18 protein-coding genes are annotated in these 23,085 nt (G+C 52.6%); 4 read left to right on the top strand and 14 right to left on the bottom strand.

Annotation, left to right across the window (positions count from 1 at the left end; genetic code table 11):
- Positions 1-4: 4 nt before the first annotated feature.
- From H5P27_RS09445 to H5P27_RS09410, 8 genes are all read right to left on the bottom strand, one after another.
- Positions 5-2,788 carry a hypothetical protein gene (locus tag H5P27_RS09445; RefSeq protein WP_185660157.1) on the bottom strand — a complete coding sequence of 928 codons (2,784 nt, stop codon included), beginning with the start codon at positions 2,786-2,788 and terminating at the stop codon, positions 5-7.
- 84 nt (positions 2,789-2,872) lie between these two features.
- The gene (locus tag H5P27_RS09440) at positions 2,873-4,138 is read right to left on the bottom strand and encodes an oligosaccharide flippase family protein (protein ID WP_185660156.1); all 1,266 of its coding nucleotides are present in this window, start codon (positions 4,136-4,138) and stop codon (positions 2,873-2,875) included.
- Entirely contained in the window at positions 4,135-5,301 is a 1,167-nt protein-coding gene (locus H5P27_RS09435) for a glycosyltransferase (protein ID WP_185660155.1), read from the bottom strand. The genes H5P27_RS09440 and H5P27_RS09435 overlap by 4 nt, the downstream gene beginning before the upstream one ends.
- Complete coding sequence (locus H5P27_RS09430) at positions 5,294-6,334, bottom strand: glycosyltransferase family 4 protein (RefSeq protein ID WP_185660154.1); 1,041 nt, start codon at positions 6,332-6,334, stop codon at positions 5,294-5,296. The genes H5P27_RS09435 and H5P27_RS09430 overlap by 8 nt, the downstream gene beginning before the upstream one ends.
- On the bottom strand, positions 6,331-7,245 hold the full coding sequence (locus H5P27_RS09425; RefSeq protein ID WP_185660153.1) for a glycosyltransferase family 2 protein: 915 nt from the start codon (positions 7,243-7,245) through the stop codon (positions 6,331-6,333). The genes H5P27_RS09430 and H5P27_RS09425 overlap by 4 nt, the downstream gene beginning before the upstream one ends.
- Positions 7,246-7,441: 196 nt before the next feature.
- On the bottom strand, positions 7,442-8,434 hold the full coding sequence (locus H5P27_RS09420) for a glycosyltransferase family 2 protein (protein ID WP_185660152.1): 993 nt from the start codon (positions 8,432-8,434) through the stop codon (positions 7,442-7,444).
- Complete coding sequence (locus H5P27_RS09415) at positions 8,434-9,744, bottom strand: hypothetical protein (protein WP_185660151.1); 1,311 nt, start codon at positions 9,742-9,744, stop codon at positions 8,434-8,436. The genes H5P27_RS09420 and H5P27_RS09415 overlap by 1 nt, the downstream gene beginning before the upstream one ends.
- A 15-nt stretch (positions 9,745-9,759) precedes the next feature.
- A complete protein-coding gene (locus H5P27_RS09410) occupies positions 9,760-11,181 on the bottom strand; it encodes a sugar transferase (RefSeq protein ID WP_185660150.1) in 1,422 nt (473 codons plus the stop codon).
- Positions 11,182-11,911: 730 nt separating this feature from the next.
- On the opposite strand from H5P27_RS09410, the gene H5P27_RS09405 reads away from it, so the two are divergent.
- A complete protein-coding gene (locus tag H5P27_RS09405; protein WP_185660149.1) occupies positions 11,912-12,529 on the top strand; it encodes a polysaccharide biosynthesis/export family protein in 618 nt (205 codons plus the stop codon).
- 25 nt (positions 12,530-12,554) lie between these two features.
- The gene (locus tag H5P27_RS09400; RefSeq protein ID WP_185660148.1) at positions 12,555-14,762 is read left to right on the top strand and encodes a GumC family protein; all 2,208 of its coding nucleotides are present in this window, start codon (positions 12,555-12,557) and stop codon (positions 14,760-14,762) included.
- Positions 14,763-14,822: 60 nt separating this feature from the next.
- Here the strand turns inward: H5P27_RS09400 and H5P27_RS09395 are convergent, their stop codons facing one another.
- From H5P27_RS09395 to H5P27_RS09385, 3 genes are read right to left on the bottom strand one after another with little or no spacing between them, the layout of a single operon-like run.
- Positions 14,823-15,269, bottom strand: coding sequence for a PaaI family thioesterase (locus tag H5P27_RS09395; protein WP_185660147.1), 447 nt, complete (start codon positions 15,267-15,269; stop codon positions 14,823-14,825).
- Positions 15,260-15,685: a NifB/NifX family molybdenum-iron cluster-binding protein gene (locus tag H5P27_RS09390; RefSeq protein ID WP_185660146.1), complete on the bottom strand. Its 426-nt coding sequence runs from the start codon at positions 15,683-15,685 to the stop codon at positions 15,260-15,262. Before H5P27_RS09390 ends, H5P27_RS09395 begins: the two co-directional genes overlap by 10 nt.
- A gap of 7 nt (positions 15,686-15,692) precedes the next feature.
- The gene (locus H5P27_RS09385; RefSeq protein WP_339382575.1) at positions 15,693-16,352 is read right to left on the bottom strand and encodes a NifB/NifX family molybdenum-iron cluster-binding protein; all 660 of its coding nucleotides are present in this window, start codon (positions 16,350-16,352) and stop codon (positions 15,693-15,695) included.
- A gap of 174 nt (positions 16,353-16,526) precedes the next feature.
- Between H5P27_RS09385 and H5P27_RS09380 the strand changes: the two genes are divergently transcribed.
- A complete protein-coding gene (locus tag H5P27_RS09380; RefSeq protein WP_185660144.1) occupies positions 16,527-17,003 on the top strand; it encodes a GNAT family N-acetyltransferase in 477 nt (158 codons plus the stop codon).
- A 76-nt stretch (positions 17,004-17,079) separates the two neighbouring features.
- Here H5P27_RS09380 and H5P27_RS09375 read toward each other — a convergent pair whose 3' ends face one another.
- The 3 genes from H5P27_RS09375 to H5P27_RS09365 all read right to left on the bottom strand — a co-directional run bounded on the left by H5P27_RS09375 (position 17,080) and on the right by H5P27_RS09365 (position 21,486).
- On the bottom strand, positions 17,080-17,709 hold the full coding sequence (locus tag H5P27_RS09375; protein ID WP_185660143.1) for a PEP-CTERM sorting domain-containing protein: 630 nt from the start codon (positions 17,707-17,709) through the stop codon (positions 17,080-17,082).
- A 224-nt stretch (positions 17,710-17,933) separates the two neighbouring features.
- Positions 17,934-19,802 (bottom strand): response regulator, encoded by a 1,869-nt coding sequence (locus H5P27_RS09370; RefSeq protein ID WP_185660142.1) that lies wholly within the window; start codon positions 19,800-19,802, stop codon positions 17,934-17,936.
- Positions 19,803-19,917: 115 nt separating this feature from the next.
- Positions 19,918-21,486: a methyl-accepting chemotaxis protein gene (locus tag H5P27_RS09365; protein WP_185660141.1), complete on the bottom strand. Its 1,569-nt coding sequence runs from the start codon at positions 21,484-21,486 to the stop codon at positions 19,918-19,920.
- Positions 21,487-21,804: 318 nt separating this feature from the next.
- On the opposite strand from H5P27_RS09365, the gene H5P27_RS09360 reads away from it, so the two are divergent.
- Positions 21,805-23,070 carry a vanadium-dependent haloperoxidase gene (locus H5P27_RS09360; RefSeq protein ID WP_185660140.1) on the top strand — a complete coding sequence of 422 codons (1,266 nt, stop codon included), beginning with the start codon at positions 21,805-21,807 and terminating at the stop codon, positions 23,068-23,070.
- The last annotated feature ends 15 nt before the right edge of the window (positions 23,071-23,085 follow it).

Raw genomic sequence — 23,085 nt, 5'->3', positions numbered from 1 at the left:
AAGGCTACTGGAATTTTAAGGAGCTCGGATCTCCGGGACGAAACAAAGCAGCCCCTTGAGCCGAATCGGCTACAACGATTTGTATTCTATCAACCGATACAGTCTCTCCCGTCGAGCTCATGCCCTTAACTTTGAGCCACAGCGTAGACGCAGTTTCTTCGGCAGGAACTTGCAACTCAAGTTCGTCGGGCCAGATGCCTCCTTCCGCTCGCAGCGTTTGCGTACTCCCGCCGAATTCAAGCTCTATAGACGAAACCACTTCCGATACTGTAGTTAGGAAACACGAAAACGTTGCCCCTCGTGACGCCGATTCCGGAAGCTCATCTAGTTGTATTCGCGCCTTTCCAACGAGATTTTGCATTTCCAAAGGTTGGTCGCAAAAGATCAAGATGGGGCTCTCCTGCAGTCGAAGACCTAGGCCCGCTGATCCAACTTCGATAGTCTGCTTTTCTCCGTCTACTTGCAACAGGGTCAAAGCCATCCCTTCGTTCGAGGGCAGAAACACGGAACTGTTACCGAATTCGCCCCAGGCCACGATCATTGATTTGCCCGCATCGTCCAAGAACTGAATCAGGTGAACGCCGGTCTCTTCGTCGTCGAACCGGTCCTGGTAGAGCTTGCCCGCCATGCCGTTTACGAAGTGATAATAGGCGACCGCGTCGACCTTGGCATGATAGCGGTTGTAGTGGGAGGCAAATAGGCAGTGAGATAGTCCGGAACTCTCTTGCTCAGTCGCGTCGGAGTCCGGATACAAAAATCCAAACCAAGCAGCAGATTGGCCGCCTTCCGCAAAGAAGGTGCCTAAGCTCTTCCACACCTCTGCCGCCACCACGTGGCGAGGCATTCCTTGGCTATTAAGTCCGATTTCCGTGGAACGAATCGGCATCTCTACCCCGTATCGTCCGGCCAAATCAAGATGCTGACGGTAGCTATCCTGCACGTCGCGATATCCTTGATACACGTGCATATCGTAGGAATCGCTCCATTCGCCAAATCCATTTTCCCAATACGCTTCTTCCGGCCCCACTGAAGTGGCAATCACTTCCAAATTTGGATCGAAGGACTTCGCCCCCTCGTAGATACCACGGTAGCCTTCGACAAAGAGAGGGATTTGCTCTTCGCTACCATGAGGCTCGTTACCTGTGGAGATCGCGAACACGCCCTGCTCGCCGAAGGTTTGCAAAAAAGCGATCATGCCTTCTCGCAAATTTTCGCGATTCCATTCCCAATCTCCCCGCTCGAGCTCCATGGCGGGAGTTCCCATAATCCACTTCAAATCGAGTTCCCGAGCCAGTTCGACTTGCGAAAGCCAGGGCTCGTAGGGAGCTTCCTTGTTCCAGCCTCCCCACAGGTTAACGACACGAATCCCCATCCGCGAAGCCAGCCGGATGTATTCCTCCAAACGAGCATCCCAATTGCGAGCCGTAAAAGGTACCGCTTCGTGAGGGTGCGAGTTGGCGGGAGCTTCGCGCAGGATAGAAAACCCATAGAGCTCGCTAGCAAGCAGTTCCCCCGCTTTCACTAGCGAAACCCGCAGCGAATAGAAACGCCCCGTTTCCAGTGGAAGTGACGCTAAACCGAGTTCGCCTGAAAGCACCCTTTCTTCCCGGGAAAGCGTCGGCTTGAAGAGCGGCCCGATTCTTCCGCCCCAGTAGGTCTCGACCGTGCAAAGTAAGTAAGTCTGGTCATCGAAGTCGGCATCGCCGCTACTTGCCTGAACTTGGAAAGCGAGTTCCTCCTCAGGATAAAACAGATTGGCCAATCGTTCAGACCAAGCTTCGACCCGATACGTATTGGAGTCATCCTCATGTATTTGCTCAATCAATACCTGTTCAATATCGACATAGCCAGACGCCTTCTCGATGCGTGCTTGAAACTGGGCATAGGCCGCATCTTGTGGTACCGAAAGGAGAGCGCTGAGCTGACCTACTCCGCTTTCGCCCGATTGTTCGAAGGCGAGCCGTTTCTGGATCTCCCCCTGCCCTTCATTCAGAAATATGATTTCCCCGACCAAGCGATAACTATTGTCGGGAGATCCTAGGCTGGTTGAGCCGCTTGCGGTCACCTGAAGTCGGTTTCCTTCAATGGCAAAAGCGGGACTCTTGGCAACCGGTTGATCGGTCAATGCGGAGCGTTGCAAACGAAGGACTCCGGAGCCTTCAGCATTGGAAGCCAAAGTCGCAAAACTGAGCTGCCAATCGACAACACTTTCCTCATCGTCAAAAGAATAGGAAGCCACTACGGACGTATCAGCGCCCGTGCCTTCCGTGGCGGAAAGGCGAATCTGCGTGAAGCGAATCTCTGGCGTTTTGTCCGGCCAGGCATGATGAGGCAGGATCAATGACAGGTAGGCTATCCCGCCTCTCCAAATTCCGTCTCCCGCACCTCCCCAATATTCGTCCCAACTTTCGGAAGCGGCCGAAAAGCTGAGCTCGTGGAGCCCGGAGTCCGCCTCCAGGCTGAGCGAGGTCTGGAAAACTTGTCCCGTTTCATCAATCAGACGCAAAGCCATGGCAGCGGCCCGCTCTGAGCGGTACTGTAGTTTCAAAAACAGAAGCGACTCTTCAGCTAGGTCTGACAATTCGAGTTCCGCGGCCACATAGGCGCCACCCTGCGTAAAGTCTCCGCTCAAGAGAAGCGACATGCCCGAGTCTTCTTCCTGCAGATCCAAATTGCCCGACGCTCCGGGATATTCGCTACCCAAGCTCAAGTTCCACTCCTGACCCTCAGACGGCAAATCAAGGGCATCCAGATCCGCTCGAGCCGTCTGCGCGAAGACTGCGTTCAACAAAAGAATCCCGAATAAGAGCGGGACGAGCCTGATTATCGATCTATTTGGCAAAGCGTTTTCCCAAGCTTGACCCTGCCCTTGCTAGGCTTTCGCGGCAAAGCCACGCCACAGAGTCGCTAACTTTTCACGTATCTGTAAACGAATTTGCCAAGCGAGTCTGAAGAAGAAAATAGCGACCACTGAGAGCACGGCGATCAACATGCAGTCCGCCACCCGCTCCAGTCCTTGCTTGGTAAAGACAAATAGCAGGCCGCAATACAGCCCCGTCTCGAAAAGGGCAGACAGCAGGAGGAACTTCACCTCGCCGAGAAATGTGAGATGGGCGAGGAAGACTTGCTGCACCATGCGAAATCCAAAGATTACGGAAAAAATGGGCATCAGAACAAAAGCGTCCTGCCAGCGGGACTCGGTAAACCACTGGTAGGGAAAAATGTAAGCGGCGAAGAGGACCAGAGCCACCGCCGCACCAGACGCTCCCAGATACATGCTCAAGGCGAGCCGGTTGGCCGAACCGGTCTCACGCTTGCGTTTGACCAGCAGGGGAAGCAGCACCGTCTCGCGCACGGAAGCGATGACCTGCCCACCTACGTCCAGGGGCTTTTTGGCGAAGTTCAAGATCCCCAGAGCCGCAGGTCCTAGCACTCCTCCGACCACTGCCTGCTCTACCTGCAGGGCGAGAAGCCAGCCGACATTGCCCGAAAGCGTGAGCGGAATCCCAAAGGCAAGGTATTCCTTGAGAATGACTTTGGAAAACTGACGGGCGGGTCGCCAATCGGTCATAGCGTAGAGAATGGTCGTCGAAATAGCAGAGTGAATAACATGGCGCATAACGAGGCTCCAAACGCCGAAGCCTTTGTAGGCGAGAAAGATCCCGATGCCTCCCGAAAGGCTGGTGCACGCGATCTCCAGCAAAGCGAGCCGCTTGAACTGCAGGTTGCGAATGTTGATGCTCAGGGGGACGCTGTCCAAGGCTCGCAACGGAAACCGCAAGGAGAGCACCAAGATGACCGGCAGCAGCACCTTATGGTCAAACACCGCTGCCGCTATGGGAGCAAGGCCCATACAAACCACCGTCCAGACCAGGCCGGCACCTGCCATCCCCCAAAAAAGCGTGTTCTTATCGAGGTCGTCGACAGAGGTTTTCCGCAAAAAGGCCGTGGGCATTCCAAGCCCCAACAAGGCATCACAAACCGCTACAAAGATCCACGCCAAGCCCATCAGGCCGAGATCTTCCGGCACGACATAGAGACTGATCCCGTAGAAAACGAGCACACCAATTCCACGAGAAGCAAAATGCTGGATCACGATCCAGCTTGCTTGACGTAGAAATGATAGGATGCGGTTCACAGTGCCAAGGAATACTCCTGAAACACGTTGGAGCACAAGTACGGCTTGCACTCTTCCGCGTAACACAAGCGAACGAAGCTCGCTATTTCCTCCCGAAAACGCTCTTCACCGAAAAGAGCGGCGTTGGCCCGACAGTCTTCTGCCTGGATGGAGTCGGAAGCCTCAAAGTCTTGGACAGCTTGCCTGAGCGACTCGGAAGTCTGTTCGTGGAAGAAGGTGCCAGTCTTTCCGTCGATAACAGTTTCCAAGGCGCCGCCCTTTCCAAAAGCGACAACCGGAGTTCCGGAGGCCTGCGCTTCAAGCGGAGTAATCCCGAAGTCTTCGATCCCTGGAAAAATGAAAGCCTTGGCTCGGGCGTAGTGGTCAACCAATGACGAGAAAGGCTGCCGCCCCATAAAGGTTACATTCTCTTTAGCCATGGCCTGCAGGCGAGCTCGCTCGGAACCGTCGCCGATTACGACCAGTTTTTTACCGCTGCGGTTGAAGGCCTCTACGGCGATATCAATTCGCTTGTAGGGAACGAGCTCCGACACGACCAGATAGAAGTCATCCTTGTCATCCTCGTAGCGGAATTCGTCGAAGGAGACCGGCGGATAAATCACCTTGGACTCGCGTCCATAGCAGCGGCGAATGCGTTCCGCTACAAATTTGGAGTTCGCCACAAAGTGGGTTACCCGCAGGGAAGCCCGTCGGTCGAAAGCCTTCAGATAGGGTGTGATGAGTTTGAAAATACAGCGGCTAAAAAAGCCGAGCTCGCTGCTCTGCTGCAGATAAGTATCCTGCATATCCCAGAGGTAGCGCGGAGGCGAATGGCAGTAGCAGACGTGTATGGCATCCTTAGGCGTGCGCAGTCCCTTGATCAGGGACGCATCAGTAGACAATACCAGCGACACATCCTTTCGTGTCTTCAAGGTAAGCCCGATCGCAAATGGGAACAAAGGCAGCATAGCCTTGAACAGCTTCCTAGCCCTAGGAATAACCTGCAGCATGGAAGTCCGGATACGGCGTTTCTCCAACCAATCTGGAGAGTCGTCGATATCATTAACCAGGGTTGAAATCTCCGAATCCGGATAGATTCGGCAAAACTGTTCGAGCACTTTTTCTCCTCCTCTGATTCCAGTCAACCAGTGGTGCGCCAGTGCGATATCAGATTGATCAGCCATTTTGGACCTCCCTCATCTCTTCAAAAAATTCCTTATGTTGATGAGCGGATCTCTCCCAGGAAAACTCCGCCGCACGCCCCCTCCCGGAGGTGATCGCCTTTCGGCGTTGTTCTTCACTTTCCTCCGCTACCGACAAGATCGCATTGGCAACCGAGGCCGAATCCAGAGGGTTAAAATAAATCGCTTCGTCTCCACATACCTCCCGCAGTACGGGAATATCGGATACAAGGGCCCGAGTCCCGCAAGCCATTGCTTCCAGGGGCGGCAAACCGAATCCTTCGTACAAGGAAGGATAAGCCAAAGCCCGGGCTCCAGAAAGCAAAACAGGAAGGTCGTCATCCGATAGACGCCCGATAAAGCGGCAGCCTTCTGGACACTCAGACTCCCCTTCCCCAGAAAAGACATGTCCTGCTGATCCCGCAATCAGGAGCTCGGTATCTTTGAGCTGCGGCTGTACGCTGCGCCACGCTTCAATCAGGGTCTTGAGGTTCTTTCTTGGCTCGAGCGAGCCGACGTATGCGAAGTACTCGCCCTTGATTCCAAGCTTTTCACGCAAGCGAGCAATCGAATCCGGCTCAGCCGGGCTGAGCTCTGGAGAGACACCGTTGTAAATTACCCGAATCTTTTCCGCGGACACTCCGAGGTGTCCTGCCAAACGACGCTTGCTGTCTTCCGAAACAGTAATGATCCCTTTTACACGCTTGGCCAAGCGCGGCAGAAGGAAACGATACCAAAGCGAAAACTTGCGATCGAACCACTCGGGATGGTCGAAAGTGGTAGCGTCATGAATGGTGACCACCTGATTACGTACCCGTAGCGGGCCTACATTGCCTGGAGACCAGAGCAAAGAGCTATTCGACACTTCCTTGGGCAAGGTGCATTGCTCCCAGAGATGTCCTTTCATCGAGCCTAAGATCTCCGCTGGAGCAACTGAACGGCAGCTCTCCTTATCAAGACGCTTGAAGACCTCGATAGCATAGCGTTGTACACCGGTGAGAGCTCCCATCGCGGAACGCATGTTAACGGCGATCATCGATGTACCCCCAATTCCAATACGCGCTTGGGATGAGATCGGCACAACAGGATATCCCCCATTGCGGCAAGTCTACCTTTGAAGCGTCCCCAATAGTCTGCTTGCTGAGCACCCTTTCTTAAGTGGGCCAAAAGATCCAGAAGCGATTCCTTGAATACAATCACAGCGGCAAAGCGGAGGTAGCCTTTCCAGAGTGGAATGTGACATACGCCCTTGCGTAGAAAATAAAGGTTATTGGCTACGATGCTGTATCCTCGACGGAACTCAGAGACGCGACCCTCGCGATACTCGAGATGCACTGCTCCCAAACCGCTGTCTACCTTCCCAACTACACCGTGCTTGGCCACTCGGATAGAAATGTCATAATCCTCAGCATAGGAATAAAGCGGCAGATTTTCGTCAAATTGTTCCACTTTTAGGATACTGCCACGAAAGGCCATATTGCATCCGTGACAGATCCAGTCCTTGCCACTGGAGCGAACCGCAGCAGGACGTTGGTCCACGACACCCGACTCCTGGAGAGCGCTGATACCTTCTTCCCAGCTTACGTTTCCGTTCACTAAAACCTCCGCCGACATCCCCATGAGCTCAGGCGAGGCTTGAAACAACTGCTTCACCTTCAGCAGATAGCGGGACTCTAGGACAACGTCGTCATCCAAAAAGACGACGACCGCGTCGTCTAGGTCCGATAAGATCTCCAAGCCATAGTTTCTCTGGCTCGATGAGCCGAGCCTTGGACTACAGTAGACTTCGACTCCTTCGAGTTCGCGGGTAGCATCAAGGGCGTCGGATTCCTTACCAACGCTTACCACGACACGATCGGCCCGCAGCTCCTGATTTCCAAGAGCCTCTACCGTCCTGTGCAAAACAGGCGGACGGTTAACCGAACAAATTACCACGAATACTTTCATTTAAATCAAAGGGGCAACAGAGCTACACTGTCGTCTACTAGCCATCATTAGAACTAGGGTGAATATACCAACTCTTTTCGGGCCTCTGCGTCGCAGAACAAGGAATGCCTTAGCCGCAAACGAAGCGGACCTTAGCGGGTATTACTCAACAGACTTTAGACAGAGATCCATCTCCTCCGAACGCAATCCTCCTAGCCTACCGAAACACTTTGGATCCGAGGAAAAGCTTGTAGCGATTCCCGAACGGAAAGGCGAATAACGAGCTCCAGACCACACTCTGCATTCGGATCTTTAAGGAGTAGCCGGGACACTTGAGAGCCACAAAAACCATTCTTCCAAGAATTCTTCGATAGTGGCGATAGCCACGAACTCCGCTCAATGCGGCCAATACTTTCAACTCGCTAACCATCCGGGAGCGAGCCACCCGGAAATCGATCCCTAATTCCTTGGCCGCTTTGCGGCACGCCTGGTTACGGTTCCACACAAAACGCTTTTCGTTAAAGTACTGGCGCCGGGCATCCTTGAGGATTTCTTTCGGGTTGGTCGATTCGACCCAACCGCAGGCTCCGGCGCTATGCTTCCGGTAAAAGCCAACTTCCTCATCCACAGAAACGACCTTGCCGTAGTAGGGAGCGAGGGAATACAGGAGGGCGTCCGCTGCGGCCACGATCTTATTGTAGCGGCTCAGTGGCTCAATGACCTCAGCGATAAACGCGCGGGAATAGATGGCTCCACTGCCGGGGGGAGACGCGTATTCGCCATACAACTCCAGAGATCGCTTCTCGTCCATGCAACCCATTCGCATCGAGGGGACACGCCCCTCTTTCACTTCACCATTTCCATCGATGACACGCAAACAGTACTGGAGTTTGGATACACCTTCTTTGAGGAGAGAAAATTGTTCTACCAACTTTTCCAGATCCAGGGCGTCGTCCCCATCGAGAAAAAGTATCCAATCCTTGGTAGAGGCGCAGAAGCCCGCTCTATAGGCGCTGAGTTGCCCGCCATTTTCCTTCAAGACAACCTTAATCTCGTCTTCGTATCCTTTCAGGATTTCACGCGAACGATCTGTAGAACCGTCGTCGACGACCACGATTTCCACTCCCCGTTTGGCGAGAGGTAGCACGCTGTCGATAGTCTCGGCGATGTACCGCTCGTTGTTATAGTTCCCAACTACAATAGTGATCATTATTCGGTTTCCTCCGCGGCTTCAAAACGGGCCGCGTCGTAATGGCGCCAAGCAAGCCCCAAAAATGCCCATGTCGTCGGCAGGTAGAGCTCCGCGACATTGACGATATAAAGCACCAAGATGATTAAACATCCAAAGCCCCAGACTGAGAAGAGTCCGCGAATATAGCAGTAAACAAACGGGACTCCAAAAAAGGCCAGGAAACAGGCGCTGCCAAGCCAGCCAATGTTCTGCACCGTAGCGCTCCAGACCGAGCCGTATACGTAGCCATAACCGATCCCGAAGATGTGGTTCCAAAGCGGAAGCTCAGCGAGCCCCTTGGTTCGTAGCTCGTCAATATCCATACGGATAGCGCCACTCTCGTTCAACCCGGTGAGCTTGTCCGTAACCATGCTTCTGAATAGGTCCGGCAAAAAGACAATAATGCAAAGCATGGCGAAAGCTGCCAGCGCGAGAAGCGTAATAGAAATGGCTCGTTGCTGACCGCCCACCACAACCAAAAGCAGAAGCCCAACTCCAACTCCGGCGAAGGCAGAAGTCGACCAAGTGAAGATTACGCAGAAAAGCAAAGCCATGGCCAGGTACCAACGCCGCGACAAATAGGCGGCGAAGAGAAATGGCACCGCTACCGCGGAGAAAAACGAAGGTTCGCCCAAAGTCGATTTTACCCGAAGCAGATCAAGCCCCGCTACGCTGACGCTCTGCGACCAGCTAGCGGTGTGGTCTCCTTCGACCCCCTCAAAAACACGATTCACCAAGAAATCTCCGGTCGTTCCGGTTATCAGATAAAAGAGCCACTCGTAGATTCCGTAAATTGCGACTACCCAAGCGGCCAAGAAAAACAGCGAGCTGAGATCTTTCATGTCCCAGTGCCGAAAAAAAGTGAAAGTCGCGAAACAGGCCAAAAGGTAAGCCGATTGGGTGATAGACGAGGTGCGAAACAACATGCTCGATCCACCGCTTATATATTCGAAGCCGGTGATGATTCCGGAGCCATTGATGAAGTAGGATAATTGGCTGGCCGCGAAAAAGAAAAACCAAAAGACGGCTAGCAAGCCCCAGTCTCGCAAGTAGGCCCCCAGCTGGCCCGAGTTGTTTTCGTAAAAGACAAGCAGACATACAGGCACCGAGGCAAAGGCCAGCATGTAGGCTGGCACCGTTCCTTGAACGCTAGGAATGAGCAAAAACGAGAGTACGCCAAGCACCGAGCACCACAACCCGATTACGAGTCGCAGGAACCCCGAATCCGATTCCGCGGATACGGCCCTTCCATTCTCGGTCAGGAGACCTGGATCTCCACTGTTGCTCATGCTGAAGCTCAAGACCTAACAAGCCCCTTTGTAATTGAAGATAGTGCGGAACTGGATTGATAGGTCCATCCAGACTGACCAGCTCTCAATGTACTGCAAGTCATAGCGAATCCGCTCGGAAATGCTGGTGTCACCACGCAAGCCATTGACCTGCGCCCAACCCGTCATGCCTGGCTTCACGCTGTGGCGGCTTTGATAGTAAGGTATTTCCTCCAAAAATCCTTGGATCAGCTCGGGGCGCTCCGGCCTTGGCCCCACGAGGCTCATATCCCCCTTCAAGACGTTCCAGAACTGCGGAATTTCATCCAAGTTCCACTTTCGCATGAAGGTGCCGATTTTAGTGCGCCGCGGGTCGACTTCAGTGCTCCAGCCTACTTGGCCGCCCGACTCGGCATCCTGGCGCATGGAACGAATCTTGTAGATTTCAAAAGGCTTTCCTCCCAGGCCAGAGCGTACCTGCTTGTAGAATACAGGACCGGGGCTCTCTCGTTTGACTAAGGGGATGAGAACAGCATAGAGCGGCAAGGAGAGCATGAGCCCGAAACAAGCCCCCACAAAATCGAAGCTGCGCTTGATGGCCCGATTCACGAAACGGTTCTGCGGGACATCGGAGAGGCTCATGACTCTTAGGTTCCCCATGGAAACGACCTGTAAGCAACTGCTGAATACTTCGAACGTTCGTGGTACCGTCTTGAAATCCACAAAGTTTCGTTCGCAAAGCTTGGCAATCTCCAGAAGTTTGGAGTTGGAAATAGTCTCGTCGCAGACAACCACGCTCTCGAATCGCCCCGAGCCCATCAAAGCTTCCAAGTCATCTAGCTCCCCAAGAACATCGCTTGATTTCATTCGCCCTTCCGGTCTTGGACCCGTGGTCACAAATCCGGCAAACTGGTGCAGCCCCGCTCGGCCACTTTTGATGCTTTCCGCAAAGTTCGAGGCCATCTCCCCCGTACCAACCAATGCGATGCTCTTTTCTACCCCAGCGAAGAGACGGGAGTGGTGCAACACCGCGTGCATGAACAAGCGCCAAAAGGAAAGCATCACGACGAGGCAAGCCATCGAGCAAACCATGTAGAATCGTGATAGATCAGGGCTAAGTCCCATCATCAAAGAAGTTCCCACTACGGCAAAAGCCCAGAGGGCTGCTACGCGAAAGACTTGCGCCAAGGAACGAGAACGAGAGACGACCACGGACCAGCGATAAAGCCGCTGGTTGTGAGCGATCAGGGCGTAGACGAAAACTGCCAGCAAAACATGCAATTTGTATTCCCCAAAGCTAGGGAACTCCGCAACCGGCCTAAAGGTAGCAAATACAGTAAAACGCAAAAAGTAACCGAGATAGAGACTAAGCGCCACAGTTGCTAGATCGCCCAGAAACAGAAGCACGGAATAGCTGGTGCAAGTCCGATTATATAAAGTGCTTTTAGAACGGGTCATCAGTCGAGTCAGGAAACAATAGGTTGTATAGTACTTGTTCAGTAACTCGCCCCCACTCGGGCTGAAACGCATTAGCGAAACTAGGAAAAGCGGGAACCGAGCGCCTCGAAGCACGGAATGATAGGATTAGAAATAGAAATTCGCGTTTGACGAATTTTTGACACACCACCCTTAAAGCAAAGAAACACTGGCCAAAGCAAGCCGCTTCGAAAATTAAAATGAGGCAGGCACCCTATTTAGTGGATTCCCCGAATTCTCTCAACAACCTCCAGCCTAAGGGGGTAGTGCCACCTAAGCTATCCCCCTATAATCCACTCCTTTTTAATGACTTACAACGTACAAACCATGAATCCATCGATTTCCCCGCCGGATCTTAATCGGACATTGCCAGGCAATTCTGCCCCTAAAAGAACTACGTACGTAATAAGTAATTCACACTAGCATCGAAAATGCTATGCACGCTGAAAAGATACGCTCAACCCCTCTGATCGGAACCCTTTTTCGAAATTACTGAGAAGAAAAGGTTCTGGCTGAGAAAAATTACTCAAGGGAGTTTGTAGGGTTTTACCCTGAATTCCACATTCAAGCAGTCCTTATAAGCTTTCGCGCTTGTATTTGATTTATATTAACCGCAATGAAGCGGGGAAACAGACTATATTAGCATCCAGAAAGATACACCGACAACTGATATAAATACTCATTCGGCCATAGATCGGTTCAACTATTTCCTATGATGACGCTTAAAGCTCTCAGTAAACACTTTTCCAACACCTGCAAAACGATCGCCACCTTGGCTTTCGCAGTAGCTTGCATCGCTCCCCTGAAAGGACGAGAAGACACGAAAGCCAACTATCAGTTGTCTCCCGGCGATACACTGCAGATGTCCATACTGCAGGAGCCGGATATGAAAACGGAAGTCCGCGTGTCAATCGACGGCACCATCCAGCTTCCCCTCGTTGGCGAAGTGCAGGTTGCCGGGAAGAGCCTGCCGGAACTTCGCAAGGAGCTCTACACCGCCTATGACAGCAAGTATCTTGTACGCCCGCAGATCGCACTCAACATCAAGGAGTATGCCCAGCGGAGAGTTCGCGTCCGCGGCGAAGTGAACAAGCCTGGTTTCGTCCTCATACCGCCAGAGGAGAATTTCACCCTCATCGATGTGATTACCGCGGCAGGAGACATAACGCCAAGCGGCAACGAGCGAAAGGTCGAGCTCCGCCGCTTCGACCGTGATGGAAGCTCAAGCACACAGACGATAGATCTCTCTCAACTCGATCGCTATCCAGAACTGAGCCAAAGCTATCTGAAAGATGGAGACGAAGTAATCGTCCCAGAGAAACTCTTTTAATACACAAAGAAATCCAACTTTCCTCATGAAACCCTCTAGCAATTCAGAATTTCCCAAGACGGATTTCAACCCGACGCCGTCAAGCCGCGGAATAGACCTGAGCAAATATTACGCAGCCGCCCGCGAGCGAATGTGGATATTTCTCGTGGTGGCAATCTCAGTCGCAAGCATAGTCCTCGCCGTAATCGCCTCGCTCGACCCTCTATATAAAGCCGAGACTACTATCCAGCTCCTCCGACAGGAGGAAAAGCAACTCCAGTTCGCGGAAGTAACGGAAGAGACCTTGGAGACAAGCGAAGACCTCAACACGGAGGTCGGTTTCTACGAGAGCGATCAGATTCTTGCTCGTATCGCATCCCGCATCGAAGCCGAAATCTACGATGACTTCATAGCCCCCTACGAAATACCCGAAGGCGAGAAAACCCTGGAGGGAATAATGTCTATCGTGGAGGAGCATCGAAACGTCATTCCTTCACGCCTTAGCTTGGTCGTAGTTATTGAGTACTTACACCAGGATCCTGAAGTTGCCGCCCGCGTGGCGAATTTCTTCCACGAGGAGATATCGGCCGCCCACTCAGAGCGCCGCTCCGAGATTATGGATCGCGCTATTGTTGAACTGCGAGATCAAGCAGAAATCCAACGCCTGAAAGTGGAGAACCTTGAACGCGATATTCACGCCTTCAAGAATAGCCAAAAAACGATTTCCTTCGATCAGGGACTAGACATCGACCGTCAGGAAATCAGCATCCTGAACGCTAACGCCACCAATGCCAAAGAAGCGCTCGACCGCCTCTACGCCAAGTGGTCAATGGTGGAGCGGAAAACGGAACGCGGCGAATCCTTGCTGGAATTATCCTTCCTTACCGACAACCCAAATATTCGTGAACTGGTGGCCACCATATCGAATTTGCGGATACAAATGGCGGAATTGGAACAGCGCTACCGCGAATTCCACCCTAAGATGATCCAAGCTTCGGAGAGTCTGCAGGCCGCCGAAACGGAACTCGCCAACGCCATGGATACACAAGTGGAGATGCTAAAGGCCGAGCTCCGCCAAGGTGAGCGCAACTACCACGCCTCCCTCGCCAAGGTGAACCAAAAGAAACAGCAGATCCTCGATCTGCAAGGCATGCAGGCAACCTACGATTCCAAAATGCGGGACCTGGAGGTCAACAAGCGGCTCTACCTCCAGTTCTTTAGCCGTATCCAGGAAATCGAAGCCCAAAACCGCGGACAAACCTCTCGCATACGTATCGTCGACGAAGCTCGCGTGCCGCGCGAACTCGCCCAACCCAACCTCCGGACCGGAGCTCTCCTCGCCTTTATGGCCGGCGGCGTAAGCGGCACCTTCGTTCTCATAGTCCTAGTCTTTCTTGACAACCGAGTAAAGTGCCGTTCCGACATCGAGCGTCGACTCGGTCAACCCATCATCGGCATGCTAAGTGTCGCCGAAAACGCAGACTCCAACTTGCACAAGATGGTGAGGGAAAACTCACGCGACCCACGCGTGAGCGAAAACCTAAACAACATCATCGACTCCATCCGCTTGGACCAATCGACAAGCGACGCCAAGTCGATCCTCGTAACCTCCACCTCCCACGGAGAAGGCAAATCATACGTGGCCTCCTCCATCGCCGCCGCCTTCGAGCGCTACGGAGACAAAACCCTTCTGCTAAATTGCGACCTCCGCAGCAATCAGGCCGCCGTACTTGAGCACGCTCGCAGCGGTCTGGTTCATTACCTGCAGGACCGAAGCGCAAACATTGAGGACAGCATCTACAAAAGCCCCACTCTTGACTGTGACGTCATGCCAGCCGGAGCCCCCAACGCCCATCCATACCGACTATTCGAATCAGAGCGATTCGAGTCGCTAATGGCAGAGCTGCGAAATCGCTACGATCGAATCGTGATAGATACGCCTCCCACCCATCTCTACGGCGATGCCCGCAATGTCTCCCAACACGCGGATGGACAGCTAATCGTTATCGGCTTTGGCATCCCCAAAATGGACAACGCCCAAAAATCCATCAGCAAGCTTAGCAAACTAGGTAAACCGATTTTTGGAGCGGTCGTGAACGGCATCAGCAAAAAGAAAGCGAAGATCTACTACCCAGAGTTTTACGACGACCAGAAATCCTACGCAAACGACTCTAAAAATAGAGGTGTCGGGCTCGGATCAATATTCAGCCGGATCAAGAACAGCCTTGGCAAAGACCGGTCTCCACAAATCTAATACGACAGAAAATTCAAAAAAGTGCCTCCCGCAAGGGAGGCACTTGTCGTTTACCGATAGTTAAAGGTCTTCCGGGCTAAGCTCCAAAAAGCCCGACTTAGCAATCGAACAGACCTTGCCTCCCTGCCAAAGCTCAGCCTCCGCCTTTAGCAGAGTGTCCGGTTCGGATTTGATCGATACGTAAATATAAGCGCTCGGCTCGGACCTCACCGGTTTCAGATAACTGGTCTTTGAGTAAATCGGGGTCGCATAGATGCCACAGGCAAGCAACGCGCAAATCATAGCCTCTTGCATTACAAACGACTGGACACCGCTGTGCACCATTTGACCGTAGCTTGTCATCGATTCCTTGAAATCGACGGAAGCCCTCAAGCGATCCGGACCTTCGAGCGAAAATTCAAGGCGTAAGTCTGGATGGATACAGGCAATACAGTCTCCGTGCCCTTCCTTCCTCAATCGATTGAGATCGAGCAGGCTGGCAAGCTTGCAACCCTCCCTCAACCGCATCTGCCTCCCTGCCCCGCATGATGATGGTGATGATCTCCGCCATGATCACAAATCGCAGAATCAGGAAAATCAGCCCAACCCTCTTCTCGAACAGCCTCCAGAACTTCTGCAACCGTATTTCCTTTCGCTTGCATCACCTGCAGCGACGCATGCAAACACCGCTTGAGGGCCCCTTTTCCCATACCCTTGCAGAGCACGTATTTAGCGCCGCTCCTAGCTAAAGCGTCAATAGGGGCGCATTCGCTCGGACCTCGCGCTTCTTGCGCGTCGAGATATACGGGATTCTGCCCATCACAATCGATAGCCAAAAAACCGGGAGCCTGTCCAAAGTGCTCGGAGATGAGTGACTCTAGGCCGTTGTTTTCGATGACTGGCATCACGAGTCGTGTGCCAAGTGTAGTTTCACAGTTATTCATAGTAAATTCAACGAGTAGCAAATTTCGCCAAGTCTAGGGCTTGATCCAGCCGTATTCCTGAAGCCACTACAGCCTCGATTTTCACCTCACCCAAAAGCTCGATCGCTTCCGAACCAAAGCGTCCGGCAACCACACAACCTACTCCTTGTTCCGACAACATACGGATCGTGTCGCGGGCGGCGTTTCGGGGAGCTAGCGAGGCTCTGTTTTCCATAAACTCAGGTTCAGAATCCCAATTACGGAAAATGGCAAAAAAGGCAGCCCGCCCAAAAATACGAGCCACTTCCACATCCCTTTCCGCCTTAGTAACGGCCACTGCCAAAACAGGAAATCCCCCAGTATCAGAATGATCAACAGTTGCTGTCGGCTGCACTTGCAACTCGAGGTCTTCGCTAGCATCCAGAAAGAAAGGGAGACGCCGTTCGATGGAAATCGCGATTAGTCGTCTGCTCCGCTGCAGCATCCTCCCCGCTGTGCTTTTGGATACACCCACCTTAGCAGCCGCATCCTGCAAAGTGTGGCCATGTCCATCCACCAAACGCTGCACTTCAAAGTCCTCGATGGCAACTTCCGCTGCCTCGGGGTGCTTTTCAGTCCAGCCACTGGGCAAGTAGAGAATCGGTTGAGGCACTCCGTCGATCAATCTTGGTTTACTCGGTCGCGCCACCTTCCTAACGATTACTTCTCTTTGTTACATTGTCCTGCATACCTCCCTCGTTTTGGGATATATCCCATTACTTAGCAAGTGAAAGTCAGTTTGAGAGTCGAGTATAAGCTCGCCTCTCTATGCATAGCAGCAAATCTGAAAGTAGAACCGCCCCCCGGACCGCCGATTCACCAAATGCCAATAACACCAATTCGAGTACGCCGAGCGACCTGTGACGACGCCCCTACCATCGCCCATTTCAACATATCCATGGCGAAGGAAACCGAGGACAAGGAGCTCTTGCCCGATGTCGTAAAAGCGGGCGTGCTTACCCTATTGCAGCACAAGGAATTGGGCTTCTATTTAGTAGCCGAAAGCGAAGGGAAGCTCGTGGGCTCACTCATGATCACCACGGAGTGGAGCGATTGGAGAAATGGTATTTTCTGGTGGATACAAAGCGTATACGTGGAACCGAACTCGCGCCGCAAAGGAGCCTTCCGGGCCTTGTATCAAGAGGTGGAAAAACTGTCTAAAGAGGAATCGAACGTGTGCGGCTACCGGCTCTACGTCGAAAAAGAGAACTTGGCCGCTCAAGCAGTCTACCGCTCTCTGGGTTTGGAAGAGACGCACTACCGTCTCTTCGAAAAGGAAGTAGACCCAAGACAAAGCTGAGGTCGTTGCTCAAAAACAAAAAAGACCCCTGACTCGAAAGCCAAGGGTCCCAAAACAAGAAGATTAAAATCGTACGTTAGGCGACGCTACGGCGGCGATTGCGAGCCACGTAGAAGCTAACGAATCCACCCGCTAAAAGAGCGAAAACGGTGGCTGGCTCTGGTACAGCCGATACGGTTCCCAAAACCTCAAAATTGTCCAATACCAAGGCTCCTTCTGAGGATGCTGTAGTCAGCGTGAAAATGTTTGCTCCTGTTAGACTGCTTGCATCCTCAAAAGTGTAGCTTTGCGATCCTCCGCTGGAGCTAGCTTCAGCATTACCGAAAATCTCTAGAGCTTCATCAAAATTTTCGCCAGAAAGTGTCAAAGTGAATTTGACGCTCCCTGCTCCATTTCCCTTGGTACTATCAGGAGCCTGAATCTTACTAGTATTGAAGGTTAACTCGCTTAAATCGATCTGAAATCCCGAAGTCGGAGTGAATGTGAAGAGTGTAGAACTTCCACCTGTCAATGTTAGACTCTCTGAAACAGTGGCTGTGCTTCCCACGCTCCAGTCGGAAACGTCAACTCCAGAAACGGAATCGGTGACAGCAAGCCCCGACGAAAAGTCGAAAGAGAACAGGCTGGTAGATTCCTGTGCGTAGAAGGGAGAACTGGCAAAAAGAGCTCCCAAAGCCCAAAGGGCTGATTTGAGTGTTTTATTCATGTTGGATTGGGCAACCCCGAGAACGGGAATAAGGACAACTACTCAACAATCGGTCGCTTCTTGCGAGTAAATACTTAGCAATAGCCTAAAAATCAGTATATTCCCTAGGGACTTATAAGCTAAAACGTAGAATGGGAGCGAACGAGGGGGATTGAAGCAGTTCAATCTAACCAATAACGTGGCTTATTACGGTCCACCGAACTCTAGAAACACCTGCTCCCGATTCAGTTTCGGCTGGCCTGCTTCGCCCCCATAGAACGGGCGATTGCTTCGAATAGCTTGTCCGCCCGAGCGGGTTTGGTAAGGAAACCGTTCATTCCCGCCTCAGCACAACTCTCCTCACATTTTGAATAAGAATGAGCGGTGAGAGCGATGATAGGCGTGTCCTTAATACTTTCGATGCGACGAATTTCCCTCGCGGCGCTCAAGCCATCCAATACGGGCATGCTAAGATCCATGAGCACCACATCGTATTGGGAAGTTCGTAGAGCTTCGATCGCTTGCTTGCCATCTTCCACGCAGGTGGCGTTCGCCCCGATCCGCTTGAGTAGAGCCGTTACCACTCGCTGATTCAGCATATCATCCTCTGCCACCAGTACGGAAATTGGCTTTGAAAACACCTTTAGTTTTTCAACAGCCCGAGGGGCAGAATCCTGTCTCGGCATAACTTTCACAGGGAATCGAATCGTGAACATGGAGCCGTGTCCTAAGGAACTTTCCACCGCTATCGTACCTTCCATGGATCTTACCAAGGATTCGCAAATGGATAATCCCAAGCCCAGACCGCCAAACTCACGAGTGCGACTATCGTCAACCTGAGAGAAGGAAGCGAACAAGGACTTCTGCATCGCTTCATCCATTCCCATCCCAGTATCTACGACACGAATACAAATCCAGTCGGCCGAATCCGCCTTTCGGGCAAGGGAGAAATCGATCAAGACTTGGCCAACGCTGGTAAACTTCAAAGCATTCATGCCAAGTTCCTGCACGACCTGCAGCGTTCTCTTCCTATCGAGAGAAACACGGTCCTCATCACTTTCTGAACACTGAATGGAAAGTTCGACACGGCCTTGATTGGCAAACGGCTTCAGGCGCGCTCGAGCTTTCGTCTTCAGTTCCAGCCAGGACACAGAGCTTGGATTTAGCTGCAGCTTACCGGAGTCCATCTCCGAAAAGTCGACTAGCTTGTCGATCATGTATAACAGGTGTTCGCCCGACTGGCGCATCAGAGTAAGCCTCTCTTGCGATTCTCCACCCAATCGTCCTTCCGACTCCAGCAAGTCAAGGAAGCCGAGAATCGGATTCATCGGGGTACGCAATTCGTGGCTGATGACGGAGAGAAAACGGTCCTTGGCCTTGGAAGCTTGATCCGCCAGATCGCGTTGTTCGGTGAGCACTTCGGCTTGCTTCTCCAGCTCCAATGCCTGCACCTCGAGCTCGACCGCCTGCTTACGCAGCAAGGCATTGGTTTCTCTTAATTCGCCTTCTCGCTTAAAAAGTACCTTTATCGAATTCTGCAGGCTGCGGGCGACCCATGCCACCATCAAGCATCCACAAGCTGAGTAAAAGGCGAATGACAAGATGGTCACGATCCACTGTCTGACGCTGTGATGCGACACCGAATCGCCTCCGCCATCGATCGCGATAAACTGATTAGCCCAGGCCGCAAAGCAAACAAGGCCCGTACTGGAGACGATGGCCGCAAACGCGAAGCGAGCCCCACTAAACAAGGCTGCAAACAGGCAACCGAAACTCAGAACGATAAAACGACTCGGAGACGGGCCCCACGCAGCGATCCCAGAGCATCCCAATAGTATCACAATCGCAACTACATAGTAGGACAAACATTTGCTCTTGTTCCTCGGAAAAGCGAAATAGCCGATCAGGCAGCATGAATAGGCAACCAACTGAGTCGTAGCGTACCAGTTCCAGCTCTCACCCATCGAAAGGACGATTCCCAGTATCAAGACGGGAGCGGAAAAAGAAATGATGTAGCCAAGGCACAAGCGAACCACTCGATCCCGGAGGGCGTCCAAGTCCGGCAAGGGGCCACGACTGTCGTGACCCAAAATAGTTTTTAACCTCCCTAGCATGCGCACGTGTCGGGCGTATATTCGACAATCGTAGGAAGAAAGTAGAGTAATTTACTCAATTTGAGAATATTTTTACCCCCAGTGCAGCTAGAGCCAATTCTTTGTTAAAGCTCCTCTAATTACCCCATACATCCTCGGGCAGCACCATGTTGGCACCGTCGCCCATTCTCGGGCTCGAAGCGGGCTTAGAACTCGGTTTCGAGACACTGACAAGTGCTCCATAGGAGTCGCCGACCTTCTGGCCCTTGTCCCCGGATACCAAAACTAAAAGCTGATGGGCCAGTCCTCTCAAATCTTCGGATTGGGCATGCATCTCTTCCGATGTTGACGCCGATTCCTCCGCGCTGGCAGCGTTCTTCTGAACGACCGTATCGAGCCCCTTCATTGACTGATTGATTCGCTCGAGCATCGCGGACTGCTCAGCGCAAACGCCCGCAATCTGGGCGATGAGTCGAGTCGACTCGTCAGACTGGCGAGCAATATCGACGTAAGCTGCATTCGTTTCGGACGCGAACTTGGCTCCCGCCTCAATTTCCGAAACGGAATCCTCAATCATCTGCGAAGTATTCTTGGCCGCATCCGCCGCCCGCGTCGCTAGATTGCGCACTTCATCGGCTACCACCGCAAACCCAGCTCCAGCCTCGCCTGCTCGAGCAGCTTCCACTGCTGCGTTCAAGGCCAGCAAATTTGTCTGAAAAGCGATCTCGTCGATGGTGTTGACAATCTTCTGCGTCTCGCGCCCCGTATTGGAGATCTGCTCCATAGATCGAGACATGTTTGCGATGATTTCGCTCGAGCGAACGATTAGCGCGTTTGAATCCTTGATTAGCTTGTCGGCCTGCACAGCGGATTCGGCATTGCCGTTTGTTGTATCGCTCAGAGTACGAAGCTCATTGGCCGTGATATCCAAGGATGAAGCCTGGTCGGTACTTCCCTCCGCCAGATTCATGCTCGCCGAGGTGACTTGATCGGACACATCAGCCATCGAAGCCGCGTTCTGCCCCAGCCGCTCCATGATGCCGATCAAAGGCTTGGTTATCCGATTAGAAATAAAGAGTCCAATTCCCAGGCCCACAATTGTCATGCCAATGAACGCCACAATCGTTCCAGTCTGCAGTTTCTCAGTGAATTTGACGACTCCAGACAGCGAGTTACGCATCGACGCTTTTTGCTCCTCGAAAAAACCATTCAGCGTTTCATTCAATCGAGCCGCAGATGCGTCAAAGGCAGCCATGGAGATATTTCCTTCCGCTGGTCCTCCAGAGATGTAAGCATTGGCCATCTTCTTGCCACTCTCGTAGTAATCGTCGAAAAACCGATCCAGAGCATCGAGCTCACCCAAGCGATCCCGATTTCCGTCCTCGCTCCATCGCGTCTGAAAATACGCAACACAATCCTTGAAGGAATCCCTAGCAGCCGCCGCTTCCGTGAAACCATCGTCTAAACCATCCCTGGCTCGGGTAGCGGAAATATCCGTCAACCACTGCTGAACCTGGATCACATCTAGCTTCATCTGCCAGGCAGCCTGAAAACTGTCTAAGTCTCGATTCTTTGTCTCCGATGCTGAGAGCTCCATCTCGTGCGCTTCGAAACCAAAGAAAACCGCGAGAAAAGAGGCAATCACGATGGGGAGCAAAATACCCAGCAAGATCTGGGTCCTGAGTTTGAGGCGATTGAAAGCCATAAGATTTGGATGTTAGGAGGGGTGAATGAGTAAATTTACAGATCGGCGGACCAATCCGTATGAGTAATCGGACTCAATGGGTGACAAACTTAGAAAAGCTTCGCCTCCCTCTAACGCTGAACTCAATTTCACGATCCCTTTACCAAAACCCTACAGTTCAGGGCAAAAATCTCCGCTTGGCAGCAAACCGAAGCGGCCTTTTGCAAGTCATTCCACAAGTAGACCGAACTCGGCGCTTTTACGCTTGAGAGCCACTCTGCTCGCGCCAAAAGAAAGGGCTTCCCCCAATACCCAAACTCAATCCCAAACTCATTCCCCATGCACCTGAAGAAAGTACTTTCTTTCATGCTCGCATCTAGCCTACTCGCCACCTTCACGCAGGCAGAGCAGGATATGCCAACTTTCGAGAACTGGAACAATCGAGCTCTCGACGCCATTCGCTCCTCGCGTACTCCACCACCGATGGCAGCCTACGCCCTCGCCTTGTTGCACCTGTCTCTCTACGACACTGTCAATGGCTTCCATGGAGACTTCGAAGCCTATGCAGTCGAACCCGAGGACCTAAGCGACGCTTCTTTGGCGGCAGCCTACCACACCGCTGCCTACGAAACCTTGACCGACCTCTTCAACGAGTCCGTAAACCCAGCCGTATTCAAAAAAGCATACCAGCAGGAAATCATGGACCTACCCAAAGACGAAGCCTTCGAAAAAGGGGTCGCCTGGGGTAAGAAAGTAGCAGACGCATACAAGAAGATATGCGACGAAAGCCGCAAGTATGACGTCGTCGACTGGCAAACGGCTTCCGACGCCGGCATCTGGAGAGAAACCCCGCCTTTCTTCCGTCCAGCCCTCCTTCCTCATTGGCCAAAAGTCGAGCCTTTGGCGATGCCCACCTCCGACGCCTTCCGCTGCGAGCCTCCCTTGCCCATCGACAGCGAAGCCTACGCCAAGGAACTCTACGAGGTCAAAGCCTTGGGGGGACGCGACAAGCACGATCGCTCAAGCTACGATACCCTGAGCTCTGTATTCTGGTCCGATGACCTCGGAAGTTCCACTCCAGCCGGTTCCTGGAACCTGATTGCGCAAGACGTCTGCCGCTCCGAAGGCTACGACTTCTACCAAAAAGTACGACTCTTCGCCCTGCTTAATCTGACTATGGCCGACGCGGGGATCGCCTGCTGGGACGCCAAATACCACTACAACTATTGGCGACCAGAAACAGCCATTCGCCAAGCGGATATCGACAACAACCCCGCTACCGAACCGGATACCGAATGGATTCCCCTCATGGGCAGCCCACCCTTTCCCGAATACCCATCAGGACACAGCTCCTTCAGCCGCTCCGCCGCTCAATTGCTAACGCTCTACGTGGGCAGAGACGAAGTACATTTCTCAACCACCTCCGACCAAGTTCCCGGAGCGATTCGTTCCTACGATGGATTTGACCAGTGCGCCGACGAAGTTGGCATGAGCCGGCTACATGGCGGCATTCACTTCATGTCCGCAAATCTCATCGGGCAAGAGCTTGGAGCTCGCGTAGCAGACTTCGTATTTGAGGAATACTTACAGGAACGAGCGAACTAGAAAGCTCAGACCCAG

Origin of the sequence: Pelagicoccus albus (genome assembly GCF_014230145.1) — a bacterium.
Classification (GTDB): domain Bacteria; phylum Verrucomicrobiota; class Verrucomicrobiia; order Opitutales; family Opitutaceae; genus Pelagicoccus; species Pelagicoccus albus.
The sequence above is the reverse complement of the archived record's forward strand: the minus strand, read 5'-3'. Positions and strand labels throughout refer to the sequence as shown.

Bases quoted from the DNA above. Each gene is read 5' to 3' on its own strand.
- H5P27_RS09375 (WP_185660143.1), bottom strand. From the start codon at position 17,709: ATGAATAAAACACTCAAATCAGCCCTTTGGGCTTTGGGAGCTCTTTTT.
- H5P27_RS09420 (WP_185660152.1), bottom strand. From the start codon at position 8,434: ATGATCACTATTGTAGTTGGGAACTATAACAACGAGCGGTACATCGCC.
- H5P27_RS09425 (WP_185660153.1), bottom strand. From the start codon at position 7,245: ATGAAAGTATTCGTGGTAATTTGTTCGGTTAACCGTCCGCCTGTTTTG.
- H5P27_RS09370 (WP_185660142.1), bottom strand. From the start codon at position 19,802: ATGCTAGGGAGGTTAAAAACTATTTTGGGTCACGACAGTCGTGGCCCC.
- H5P27_RS09380 (WP_185660144.1), top strand. From the start codon at position 16,527: ATGCCAATAACACCAATTCGAGTACGCCGAGCGACCTGTGACGACGCC.
- H5P27_RS09395 (WP_185660147.1), bottom strand. From the start codon at position 15,269: ATGCGGTTGAGGGAGGGTTGCAAGCTTGCCAGCCTGCTCGATCTCAAT.
- H5P27_RS09390 (WP_185660146.1), bottom strand. From the start codon at position 15,685: ATGAATAACTGTGAAACTACACTTGGCACACGACTCGTGATGCCAGTC.
- H5P27_RS09435 (WP_185660155.1), bottom strand. From the start codon at position 5,301: ATGGCTGATCAATCTGATATCGCACTGGCGCACCACTGGTTGACTGGA.
- H5P27_RS09400 (WP_185660148.1), top strand. From the start codon at position 12,555: ATGAAACCCTCTAGCAATTCAGAATTTCCCAAGACGGATTTCAACCCG.
- H5P27_RS09360 (WP_185660140.1), top strand. From the start codon at position 21,805: ATGCACCTGAAGAAAGTACTTTCTTTCATGCTCGCATCTAGCCTACTC.
- H5P27_RS09405 (WP_185660149.1), top strand. From the start codon at position 11,912: ATGATGACGCTTAAAGCTCTCAGTAAACACTTTTCCAACACCTGCAAA.
- H5P27_RS09410 (WP_185660150.1), bottom strand. From the start codon at position 11,181: ATGACCCGTTCTAAAAGCACTTTATATAATCGGACTTGCACCAGCTAT.
- H5P27_RS09415 (WP_185660151.1), bottom strand. From the start codon at position 9,744: ATGAGCAACAGTGGAGATCCAGGTCTCCTGACCGAGAATGGAAGGGCC.
- H5P27_RS09365 (WP_185660141.1), bottom strand. From the start codon at position 21,486: ATGGCTTTCAATCGCCTCAAACTCAGGACCCAGATCTTGCTGGGTATT.
- H5P27_RS09430 (WP_185660154.1), bottom strand. From the start codon at position 6,334: ATGATCGCCGTTAACATGCGTTCCGCGATGGGAGCTCTCACCGGTGTA.